The organism is Antiquaquibacter soli (assembly GCF_030580675.1).
Taxonomy (GTDB): Bacteria; Actinomycetota; Actinomycetes; order Actinomycetales; family Microbacteriaceae; genus Rhodoglobus; species Rhodoglobus soli.
In genome coordinates this window covers 1,361,415-1,372,130 of the sequence record NZ_JAUQUB010000001.1, presented here as the reverse complement: position 1 = coordinate 1,372,130, position 10,716 = coordinate 1,361,415, and the positions used below count along the sequence as shown (strand labels likewise).

General features: G+C 69.2%; 10 protein-coding genes. 5 read left to right on the top strand and 5 right to left on the bottom strand.

The window, feature by feature from the left end; translation table 11 throughout:
• Positions 1-95: 95 nt before the first annotated feature.
• The 5 genes from Q5716_RS06770 to Q5716_RS06750 are packed head-to-tail and all read left to right on the top strand — an operon-like array spanning position 96 to position 5,249.
• Positions 96-1,382: an ABC transporter substrate-binding protein gene (locus tag Q5716_RS06770; RefSeq protein ID WP_305002321.1), complete on the top strand. Its 1,287-nt coding sequence runs from the start codon at positions 96-98 to the stop codon at positions 1,380-1,382.
• 12 nt (positions 1,383-1,394) lie between these two features.
• A complete protein-coding gene (locus Q5716_RS06765; RefSeq protein WP_305002320.1) occupies positions 1,395-2,387 on the top strand; it encodes a carbohydrate ABC transporter permease in 993 nt (330 codons plus the stop codon).
• On the top strand, positions 2,377-3,255 hold the full coding sequence (locus tag Q5716_RS06760; RefSeq protein WP_305002319.1) for a carbohydrate ABC transporter permease: 879 nt from the start codon (positions 2,377-2,379) through the stop codon (positions 3,253-3,255). The genes Q5716_RS06765 and Q5716_RS06760 overlap by 11 nt, the downstream gene beginning before the upstream one ends.
• Positions 3,256-3,264: 9 nt before the next feature.
• A complete protein-coding gene (locus tag Q5716_RS06755) occupies positions 3,265-4,362 on the top strand; it encodes a Gfo/Idh/MocA family protein (protein ID WP_305002318.1) in 1,098 nt (365 codons plus the stop codon).
• Positions 4,359-5,249: a DUF6807 family protein gene (locus Q5716_RS06750; protein WP_305002317.1), complete on the top strand. Its 891-nt coding sequence runs from the start codon at positions 4,359-4,361 to the stop codon at positions 5,247-5,249. The genes Q5716_RS06755 and Q5716_RS06750 overlap by 4 nt, the downstream gene beginning before the upstream one ends.
• Here the strand turns inward: Q5716_RS06750 and Q5716_RS06745 are convergent.
• From Q5716_RS06745 to Q5716_RS06725, 5 genes are read right to left on the bottom strand one after another with little or no spacing between them, the layout of a single operon-like run.
• The gene (locus Q5716_RS06745) at positions 5,246-6,259 is read right to left on the bottom strand and encodes a LacI family DNA-binding transcriptional regulator (RefSeq protein WP_305002316.1); all 1,014 of its coding nucleotides are present in this window, start codon (positions 6,257-6,259) and stop codon (positions 5,246-5,248) included. The genes Q5716_RS06750 and Q5716_RS06745 overlap by 4 nt on opposite strands.
• Positions 6,260-6,293: 34 nt before the next feature.
• Positions 6,294-7,661, bottom strand: a complete 1,368-nt coding sequence (locus Q5716_RS06740) for an FAD-dependent oxidoreductase (protein ID WP_305002315.1) — start codon at positions 7,659-7,661, stop codon at positions 6,294-6,296.
• 9 nt (positions 7,662-7,670) lie between these two features.
• The gene (locus Q5716_RS06735; protein ID WP_305002314.1) at positions 7,671-8,456 is read right to left on the bottom strand and encodes an enoyl-CoA hydratase/isomerase family protein; all 786 of its coding nucleotides are present in this window, start codon (positions 8,454-8,456) and stop codon (positions 7,671-7,673) included.
• Entirely contained in the window at positions 8,453-9,622 is a 1,170-nt protein-coding gene (locus tag Q5716_RS06730) for a CaiB/BaiF CoA transferase family protein (protein ID WP_305002313.1), read from the bottom strand. Before Q5716_RS06730 ends, Q5716_RS06735 begins: the two co-directional genes overlap by 4 nt.
• 35 nt (positions 9,623-9,657) lie before the next feature.
• On the bottom strand, positions 9,658-10,713 hold the full coding sequence (locus tag Q5716_RS06725) for an NAD-dependent epimerase/dehydratase family protein (protein WP_305002312.1): 1,056 nt from the start codon (positions 10,711-10,713) through the stop codon (positions 9,658-9,660).
• Positions 10,714-10,716 lie beyond the last annotated feature (3 nt).

Sequence of the window (10,716 nt, the reverse complement as noted above, 5' to 3'; positions counted from 1 at the left end):
TGACTACCGTTCAACCGATTCTTGAATTGGTTAGTCCAAATACCAATTGTGACCCCCGCAATTGTGTATCTCAAAGAAGAGATTAGGAAGACACAGTGTTCATAGGACGTTCTGCCTATCAAGCCGCAGCGGCCTTCGGCCTCGCCGGGGCTGTCGCCCTCTCGCTCGCCGCGTGCGCGCCCAGCGCCCCCGTCGAGGAGGGCCCGGTCGAGATCCGTATCTCCTGGTGGGGCGGCGACTCGCGCCACGAGGTCACCAACGCCGCGATTGACGAGTTCGAAGCCGAGCACCCCAACATCACCGTCGTCCGCGACTTCGGCGGCTTCGAGGGATACCTCGACAAGATCACCACGCAATACGCGGGCAAGAACTCGCCCGACGTGATTCAGCTGTACAACGACGTGCTGCGGGAGTTCTCGTCGCGCGGGCAGCTCTTCGACCTCAACGAGGCCGTCGAGGCGGGGAACCTCTCCCTCGAGGGCTGGCCGCAGGACGTCATCGACATGAACACGATCGACGGCTCGCTCAATGCGCTGACCTTCGGCGTGAGCACCCACGCGTTCGTCTTCGACGAGGTCAAGTCTGCGGAACTCGGCGTCGAGATCCCCGAACCCGGCTACACGTGGGACGACCTCGCCGACTACGCGACGGCCATCACGGCCGCCTCGGGTGGTGCGACCTACGGCGTGACGGACCTGTCCCAGGGATTCCAGGTCTTCGAGGTCTGGGCCAAGCAGCGCGGCGAGGAGTTCATGGATGCCGATGGCCTCGCGTTCTCGCAGGACACCCTCGAGGACTTCTGGCAGTACTGGGCCGACCTGCGCGCGTCGGGCGGAGCGACCACCCCGGACGTGACCACCGAGTACTTCGGCACCCCGTACGACGCCGTGATCGCGGGCGTCGCCACGTCGACGTTCATGTTCGCGAACCAGTACGCCGGGGTTCAGGCCAGCATGCCGAACACGCTTGCGATCGACCGCATGCCCTCCGAGGCGGACGACCCCGGGCAGTACCTCCGGGCCGCCATGAACCTCACCGTGTCGAGCCAGTCGGAGCACCCGCAGGAGGCGGCCATGCTCATCGACTTCCTCCTCAACAGCGAGGCGGCCAACGAGATCCTCGGCATCGACCGCGGTCTGCCGAGCAACGGGAACGTCGTCGCCGCAGCGACCGGCAACGTCGACGAGATCACCGCGAAGGCGAACGCGATCATCGAGTCCGTGCGCGAGAACGGCTCGCCCGCTCCCGTCCCGGCCCCGACCGGTGCCGCCGCGGTGAACACCCTCTTCCAGGAGTTCGCTCAGCAGATCCAGTTCGGACAGAAGAGCGTCGCTGACGCCGCGGCCGAGTTCATGGCCCAGGCAGCATCCGAGCTCGGCTAACGAAAGAAGCGCATGTCTCTCACGCACGCACGCGATACCTCCGGTGTCGAAGCGGGCAGTGAAGCACGGCAGGGGCGGGGTGCCGTCACGGCTCCCCGCCCCCGTCCTTCACGGTCTCTCCGGTCGGCGGTATGGAAGGACAGGGTCGCCCCCTACCTCTTCCTCGCTCCGTGGCTCGTCGGGTTCTTCGTCATCACGCTCGGCCCGATGCTCTACTCGCTCTACCTGTCGTTCACCAACTTCAGCCTCCTCGGCGACCCGAGCTGGGTCGGTCTCGACAACTACATCAAGCTCTTCACCAACGACCCCAAGTACCTCGACTCGGTGCGGGTCACCCTCGTCTACGTCTTCGTGTCGGTGCCGCTCCAGCTCGCGTTCGCGCTCGCGCTCGCGCTGCTGCTGAACAGGGGACTGCGCGGGCTGCCGATCTACCGCTCCGTGTACTACCTGCCCTCGCTCATCGGAGCGAGTGTCGCAGTCGCCGTCCTGTGGCGGCAGATGTTCGGGCGGGGCGGCCTCATCAACCAGATCCTCGAGGCCTTCGGCATCCAGGGCCAGAGCTGGATCGGAAACCCGGACACCGCGCTCGGCACCCTCATCATCCTCAACGTCTGGACGTTCGGCTCGCCCATGGTGATCTTCCTCGCAGCCTTGCGGCAGATCCCGGGCTACCTCTACGAGGCCGCGGCCGTCGACGGCATCAACCGCCGGCAGGCGTTCGTGCACATCACGCTGCCGATGCTCACGCCCGTCGTGCTCTTCAACCTCATCCTGCAGCTCATCGGAGCGTTCCAGGCGTTCACGCCCGCCTTCGTCGTGAGCGGCGGCACGGGCGGCCCGGTCAACTCGACCCTGTTCTACACGCTGTACCTGTACCAGAAGGGGTTCGCCAACTTCCAGATGGGCTACGCGAGCGCGATGGCGTGGGTGCTCTTCATCGGCATCGCCCTGGTCACGGCCATCAACTTCTGGTTCTCGAAGTATTGGGTTCACTATGACGACTAATCACGACACCTCGACGGGAGTCCGCTTCGGGCGCGCGCGGTCGGGCCGTCGCACCGCGCTCAGCCACTTCCTGCTGGTGGGCTTCGGCGTGCTCATGCTCTACCCGCTGATCTGGATGCTCGGCGCCTCGTTCAAGGAGAGCGAGGACATCTTCACCCAGATCGCACCCTGGCCCGACCCGGCGACGCTCGAGAACTACGTGCGCGGCTGGCAGGGCTCGGGAGTCGGCTTCGGCACCTTCTTCCTCAACTCGACGCTGATCGCGGCGCTCTCGGTCGTGGGCAACCTCATCTCGTGCTCCCTGGCCGCGTACGCGTTCGCGCGGATGCGGTTCCGGTTCAGGGCGATCTTCTTCGCCTGCATGATGGCGACGCTCATGATGCCCCACCACGTGCTGCTCGTGCCGCAGTACATCCTCTTCTCCAACCTCGGCTGGGTGAACAGCATCCTGCCGCTCGTGACGCCGAAGTTCCTCGCCGTCGACGCCTTCTTCATCTTCCTGATGGTCCAGTTCATGCGCGGACTGCCGAGCGAGCTCGACCAGGCGGCGAAGATCGATGGGGCGGGGCCGTGGCAGACCTACTGGCGGATCATCCTGCCGCTCACGGTCCCGGCGCTCGCGACCTCGGCGATCTTCACGTTCATCTGGACGTGGAACGACTTCCTGTCCCCGATGCTCTACCTGCAGGACCCGAGCAAGTACACCGTGCCGCTCGGCCTCAACGCCTTCCTCGATGCGAGCGGCGAGAGCGCGTGGGGCCCGATGTTCGCGATGGCTGTGCTCTCGCTGGGCCCGCTGTTCGGATTCTTCCTCGCCGGTCAGAAGTACTTGACGACCGGCATCGCTACTACTGGCCTGAAGGGCTGACACACACCCATGAAGAAAGCACGAATCGGCGTCGTCGGCGCCGGAGGCATCGGCGCGGCCGCACACCTTCCTGCCGTCACCGGACTGCCGGATGACGCGGAGCTCGTCGCGATCGTCGATCTCGACGAGCAGCGCCGGACGGACGCCGGCGAGAAGTTCGGCTGCAGCAACCTCTACGCGGACCTCGGGGTCATGCTCGAGGAGCAGAAGCCGGACATCGTCGTCATCGCGACGCCGCCCCACCTCCACGAGCCGCTGGCCATCCAGGCCCTGCGCGGGGGAGCTCTCGTGTTCTGCGAGAAGCCGCTCACGGGCTCGCTCGAGTCCGCCGACCGCATCCGAGCCGCCGAGGTGGAGACGGGCCAGTGGTGCGTGACGGTCTCCCAGTTCCGCTACGCGGGAGGGTCGCGGCAGGTGCGGGACTCGCTGCGCTCCGGTCGCTGGGGCCGGCCGCTCATCGGGGTCGCGCACACGTCCTGGTACCGCGGTCCGGAGTACTGGGACATCCCGTGGCGCGGCAAGTTCGCGACCGAGTTCGCGGGTGCCACCACGACCCAGGCCCACCACGCCATCGACCTGCTGCTGTGGCTGATGGGCGGGGAGTGGTCGAGCGTCTCTGCGATCGCCGATACGCTCTCCCGGCCGATCGAGGTCGAGGATGCGAGCGTCGCGACCGTGCGCTTCGCCGACGGCGCCCTCGCGACGCTCCTGTCGACCGTGCTCAGCCACCACCAGGAGACGAAGCTCCAGGTGATGGCGGAGCGCGCGACGGTCGACCTCGACACGCTCTACATGCCGCTCCTCGAGGAGTGGTCGGTGCGCCAGGTCGACGCCGAGGGGACGACCCAGGTCGTCGCCGACTGGGCAGAACCCGAGGAACCCGTGCAAGCGCACCGCGCCCAGCTCGCCGACATCATCGCGCACTGGCGCGCCGGGGAGCAGCCGGAGCTCACGATCGCGGAGGCGAGGTCGACGCTCGAGTTCCTCACCGCGCTCTACAAGTCGTCCCACACGGGCGTCCCGGTCTCCCGTGGGGAGATCGTCGCGGGCGACCCGTTCTACTCCGTTCTCGACGCCGGCGGGCCGACACGGAAGGCGTCACGATGACCGACCTCTCCCTCGAGCGATCGGATGCCGGGCTCGAGGTCTCGGTCGGCGGAGCGCCGGTCCTCGACTACCGGGTCGACAGCGACGTGCTCCCCGTCAACACCCCCAAGCCCTACTTCCACCCGCTCCGATCGCTCGCCGGCACGATCGTCACGGGCTTCGCCCCCGACGACCACCCGTGGCACCACGGACTGCAGTTCGCGTTCCCGCGAGTGGGCGACCACAACCTGTGGGGCGGCGGCACGTACTTCGGGCCCGACGAGGGCTACCGCGTGGTCGAGGACCAGGGCAGCATCCGCCACGACGGGTGGGACTCGGTCGAGGCGCACGCGGCCACGGCGAGGGCCATGGAGCGGCTGAGCTGGCTCGGACACGGCGGCGACCTCCTCCTGACCGAAGAGCGCTCGATGACCGTCACGGCCCGCGCGGACGACGAGTCGCCGTCGTGGGTGCTCGAGCTGCACTGCTCGCTCACGAATGCGACCGACGACCGCATCGCCCTCGAGACCCCCGCGCAGCGCGGCCGCCCGGACGGCGGGTACGGCGGCCTCTTCCTCCGGCTCGCCGAGAACGTCCAGGCCGATCGCCTCGTCGGCGAGTCCGGGGACCTGGACGCCTCGGGCGGAGCATCCCGGACCCTCGTGATCCACGCCCACACCCCCGCTGGGGAGCAGCTCACCCTCGGCCTGTCGTTCCTCGAGGGCGAGTCGCCGGGAGCGCAGAAGTGGCTGTACCGGTTCGCCCCGGAGCCGTTCTCCGCCGTCGGCTGGGCGGGCGCCTACGACGACGGCTTCGAGCTCGGCAGCGGGGAGTCGATCCGCTTCGGCTACCGACTCGCCGTGCTCGACGGGACGGTGCCGCCGGAGACCGTGCGGGCGCTGCTCTAGCGGCGCGGGGCGCTCGTCGAGCTCCGCACCACGAGCCGCGGTGCGGGAGAGGTGATGACCTCGTCGCGCAGCGGCGAGCCCGAGAGGTGGTCGAGCACCATCGACGCGGCCCACTGGCCCGCGGCGTGCATCGGCATGGCGACGGTCGTGATCGAGGGCGTGACGTACTCGGCCTGCCACGTGTCGTGGATGGTCACGATGGAGAGCTCCTCGGGAACCCGGACGCCGGCCGCGAGCGCGGCGCTGAGAGCGCCGATCGACGCGTTGACGCTCGCGACGAGGACCGCCGTGGGCCGCTCGGGCAGTTCGAGGAGCGACCGCATCGCCTCCGCGCCGGCAGGGGCCTCCCAGCCCGCGGGCACGATCCACTCGTCCCGGACCGGAGCCCCCGACGCGCCGAGGAGCTCACGGAAGGCGACGAGACGACGCGCGGCGGCGTCGTGCTGCGCGGCTCCCGCGATGAACGCGATGTCGGTGTGCCCGAGTCCGCGCAAGTGCTCGAGGGCGACGTTGACGCTGCCTGCGTCATCCATCGCCACCGAGCCGACGTGGCCCTCGAGCGTCGAGTTGAACAGCACGACGGGGATGTCCAGCTGGATGGCCCGGCGCAGCGCCTCGTCGCTGTACTGCTCGCTGCGCTGCAGGATCACTCCGTCGACCCGCCCGTTTCCGATGATGCGGGCGAGCGAGCGGGAGTCGTCCTCCGGCGGGTCGAGCTGGGCGACGAAGACGGCCGTCGAGCTCTCGTGGCAGATCTCCTGGACCCCGGCGTGGAGGTTCGCGAAGATCGCGTTGTTGACCTCGGGGACGACGAGCGCGATGGCCCCCGCCCGGGCCAGCCGGAGCGCCCGGGCGCGGTGGTCCGGCACGTAGGCGAGCTGCTCGGCCGCCTCGAAGACGCGCTTGCGCGTGTCGGCGTTGATGCGGGCACCCTCGTCGTTGTTCAGCACGCGCGACGCGACGGAGACCGACACCTGCGCGAGCTGGGCAACATCCTTGAGTCGGGCCACGACGCCGATGCTACTCGACGTGCGCCGGTCCTCCTCAGAGGGCACTGCCGCCCGCGATCATCCGGGCGCGGATCTCACGGGCATCCACGTCGCGGTAGCGCGCGCCCGTCGACAGCGACAGGACCGTCGCGACCGCCGCCGCGTGACCGTACTCGAAGCACTGCGCGGTGACCCGCGCCGAGGCGAGTGCCTCGTGCTGGGCGCCGAGGCATCGCCCCGCGACGATGACTCCCTCACCGCGCTCCGGCACGAGGGAGAGGTAGGGCACCTCGTAGTAGTCGTCGAGGAGCCAGTGCAGCTTGGGCCGGGCGCCGTCGTGCAGCTCGATGGGCCAAGGCGAGCGGACGATGCCGTCCGCGGGCTTGGCGCACTGGACCACGTGCTCGTTGGTGAGCATCTCGGCGGCCACGATGCTCCGCGTCTGGCGAACCCCCGCCTCGACCCCGGTGTCGACGACGAAGCTCGAGTCGAGTCCGCCCACCGTGCGCTGAAGGAAGTCGGCGTAGCTGCGCACCTGCTTGCGGCCGAGGAGCTCCGCGATCGTGAAGTCCTCGGGGTCGATGACGTTGAGCATGCGGCCGTCGCTGTCCGCCAGGCGGGTCGCGTTCACAAGCAGCTCCCCGCTGCGCGGAGTGCGGAAGATCCAGATCTTGTCGCGCGGGAGGTCGTACCCGGCGGCGCGCTCGGCGACGATGCGCTCGCTCAACCACGGCGGGCAGATCGTGTCGTCGCCGTACTCGCGCCAGAAGGCCTCCTCGTCGACGCTGCCGAGACGGAAGAACATCGTGGGGTTCTGGATGCGGCCGTTGTCCCCGAAGAAGTACGGCCACCCGGCGCGGGCGACGGCCGCGGCATCCCCCGAGGCATCGATCGTGCGCCGGGCGTGGATCGCGATGCTCCCCGCATTGGACTCGACGACGACGCCGCGGTGCTCGTCGCCGGCCATGATCACGCCCGTGAGCGCCGTGTGGAACAGGATGCGCACTCCCGCGGCGTACATGAGGTCGTCCGCTACCTCGCGCCAGCGCTGCGGGTCGTGCGCGACGGTGAAGGTCTTCCCGTAGCGCTGGGGAGCGGTGAGACCGCCGCGGGCCTCGAGGCCGGCGCGGAAGCGCTCGGTGAACCCGAAGACGACCTGCTCGGGGGAGCCGGCGGACTCGCTCGCGAGGTACAGCCCGCAGATCGTCCCGCTCATCCCCGCGACCGCGGCGCCGCCCGCGAACCCGTAGCGCTCCACGACGATCACGCTGAGGCCCTGCTCCGCGCACACGGTCGCCGCCGCGACGCCGGCGGCCCCCGCGCCCACGACGACGACGTCGACCTCGGCGAGCACGGGCAGGCCGTGTTCGACGGGGTAGACGCTTGAGAGCTTCCAGCGGTCGAGTCCAGCGGTGGTCGTCACGGCGTGCTCCTATCGTCCGGTGAAGATCGGCGGGCGCTTCTCGACGAACGCCGCCACGCCCTCCTGGCCATCGGCACTAGCGAACAAGCGCAGGAGGTGCTCGGTCTCCAGGCCGCTACCCGTGTCGGCGCCGTGCTCCGGGTCGTAGGCCGCCGTGACGGCAGCCTTGGCCGCGGCGAGAGCGAGGGGGGCCCGGGCGGCGAGGGAGCGGGCGAGGTCGAGCGCCGCGGCATCCAACTCGTCCACCGCGACGACCCGAGAGACGATGCCGCCCTCTCGAGCCTGCTGCGCGTCGAGCGGGGTCGCGGTCAGCACCGCCTCCTTCGTGCGGTTGGGGCCGAGGAATCGTGTGAGGCGCTGCGTACCTCCCCAGCCGGGGATGAGACCGAGGGTGATCTCCGGGAGGCCGAAGCGGCTGCGGTCGGTCGCGAGAACGAGGTCGGCGGAGAGCACTAGCTCGAACCCCCCGCCCATGGCCACACCGTCGACCGCCGCGATGACGATCGCGGGGGAGGTCGTGAGCGACGTGCACAGCGCCTTGGCTCGGGCCGTGAAGTCGGCGAGCGAGGCGGCATCGCCGCGGGCGTCCGCGTAGCCTGCGATGTCCGCCCCGGCACTGAAGAAGCCAGGGGCGCCGCGCAGCACGATGACGGCGACGCCCTCCTTCTCGGCGGCCGCGACCGCGGCGGCCAGGGCGTCGATCATCTCGGAGGTGATCGCGTTGCGCTTCTGATGCCGGGCGAGCTCGATGATCAGGATGCCCGGCTCCCGGCTCAGCAGCACCGAGTCGCTCACGCGAGAGCCTTCGACTCGATGAGCGCGTCGATCGCGTGGTCTGAGTACCCGAGCCCCGCGAGCACCTCTCGGGTCTGCTCTCCGAGCTCCGGCGGGGGAGTGCGGATGCCCGGCCGCACTCCGTCATAGGTGACGGCGTGCTTGAGCACCCGCAGGGTGCCCGCGCGCGGGTGCTGGTACTCGTCGAAGCTGTCGTTGTGGAGCACCTGGGGGTCCGCGATCACGGCGTCGTAGTCCTGAACCGGCGCGAACCACATCTTCTCGGTGGTGAAGTGCGCCTCCCACTCGGCGGTCGAGCGGCGCCGCACATGATCGGCGACGCGGGCGTTGATGGTGTCGCGCTGCTCCCATTCGTCTGCGGGCGCGATCGTCGCGAACCACTCGTCGTCGAACACCCGCGCGAGGGCGGCGGTTGTCGTCAGCGAGATGCACAGGTGGCCGTCGGCCGTCGCGAAGACCCCGTAGGGTGCCTTGTAGAAGGCGGACGAGATCCCCTCCGCCGATCGCTCCGGCTCGAAGCCGTTGAGGGCATAGGTGAGTGGCTCGATCTGGAGGTCGAGAGCCGCGTTGAGCAGGTTGCTCTCGACCTTGACGCCGCGACCGGTGCGCTCCCGTCCGTGGAGGGCCGCGAGGATGCCGAGGGCTCCGAGCACGGCGGCGTGCTGGTCGACGACGCACGCGCCGACCGGAGTCGGGTCCTGCCCCGCCCGACCCGTCGCGGCCGCGAGTCCGGACAGCGCCTGCAGCAGCACGTCCTGTCCCGGTCGGTCGACGTAGGGCCCCGAGGTTCCGTATCCCGAGAGCGACGCGTAGACGAGCCGCGGATTCAGCTCGTGCAGCACGTCGAAGCCGAGCCCGAGCCGATCGAGCGTGCCGGGGCGGAAGCTCTCGATGAGCACATCCGCGTCGGCGAGGAGGTCGCGGAGGACCTCCGCGGACTGCTCGTGCTTGAGGTCGATCACGATGCTGCGGACGTTGCGGTTGCCGAGCGCGAAGAACGGGCTCTCGCCCTCGATGAAGCGCCCTGGCGCGGTCCAGTTGCGCTCGAAGGCGCCGCCGTGGGGCTCGACCTTGATGACGTCGGCGCCGAGGTCCGCGAGGATCTGGCTCGCCGACGGGCCCTGGAGGAAGTGGGTGAAGCTGATGACCCGGATGCCGGAGAGCACGAGCGTGTCCTTTCGAGGTGGTGCGACGGTGATGGTCAGAAGATCCCGGTTCGCACCTGGAACTTGCTCGGCTTGCCGTACAGGGGCTTGCCTGCGGCCACCCAGTCCGCGACCCAGCGGATCATGGTCGCCACGGGGACGGTCGGATTGCCGAGTAGCTCGGCGGCAGCGTCGCAGTTGACGAACAGCGCGTGATCGCTCTCCTCGCCCTCGAAGACCGGCTCGACGCCGAGGAGCTTGCCGAACTCGATCGCGACGTGCCGCACGCTCACGCACTCGGGTCCACCGATGTTGATCGGCGTCGAGGGGGTCTCGCAGTGCAGCAGCAGTCGGGCGAAGTGGTTGATCGCGTCGCCCTGCCACTGGATGTTGACGTTGCCGGTGGCGAGAGGGATGGGCACGCCGTCCCGAACCCACGTCGCGATCTCCTGGAGCACCCCGTAGCGCATGTCGATCGCGTAGACGAATCGCACGATCCGCCCCGGCGTCCCGTGCAGGCCGGAGAAGTACTGGAAGGTGCGCTCCCGGCCGACGACCGAGTTGGCATACTCCCCGGGTCGGGCCAGAGGCGGCTCATCCTCGGTTACGCCGCCCCTGCGGGGGTCGGACCAGGGATAGACGTGGATGGTCGAGAGAGCGACGATTCGGCTGTCGCGGTAGGCGTCGGCGACGTGGGCGGGCACGAGGGTGTTCATCGCCCACAGGAAGTCCTCGCGGCCGCGGAAGTCGAACTTCAGTCCCGCCATGTAGATCACGTTGGGGACCTTCGGCAGCGCCTGGACCGCCTCGCGGTCGAGCAGGTCTGCCCTGATCGTCTCGACGCCGAACCGGTTCAGCCACTCCGCGGAGCCCTCGTCGGAGAAGCGCGCGACGCCGATGACGCGCTTGCCGGGTGCGGCGCGCTTGATCATCCTCGCGAGTCCCATTCCCATCTTGCCGGCGACGCCGAGGATGATGACGTCGCCCTCGAGCTCGGCGAGGTCTCGCACCGTCTCCGGGGTGGGCCGGCTCATGAACTCGTCGAGCGAGTCCACGTCGGCAAAGGTCTCGGGAAGGTCGTCCCGCGTGAGCAGGGCGGTCTCGGTCGTCATGGG

Excerpts from the sequence above, each read along its gene's own strand:
- Q5716_RS06765 (WP_305002320.1), top strand. The coding sequence starts at position 1,395 with ATGTCTCTCACGCACGCACGCGATACCTCCGGTGTCGAAGCGGGCAGT.
- Q5716_RS06760 (WP_305002319.1), top strand. The coding sequence starts at position 2,377 with ATGACGACTAATCACGACACCTCGACGGGAGTCCGCTTCGGGCGCGCG.
- Q5716_RS06755 (WP_305002318.1), top strand. The coding sequence starts at position 3,265 with ATGAAGAAAGCACGAATCGGCGTCGTCGGCGCCGGAGGCATCGGCGCG.
- Q5716_RS06750 (WP_305002317.1), top strand. The coding sequence starts at position 4,359 with ATGACCGACCTCTCCCTCGAGCGATCGGATGCCGGGCTCGAGGTCTCG.
- Q5716_RS06725 (WP_305002312.1), bottom strand. The coding sequence starts at position 10,713 with ATGACGACCGAGACCGCCCTGCTCACGCGGGACGACCTTCCCGAGACC.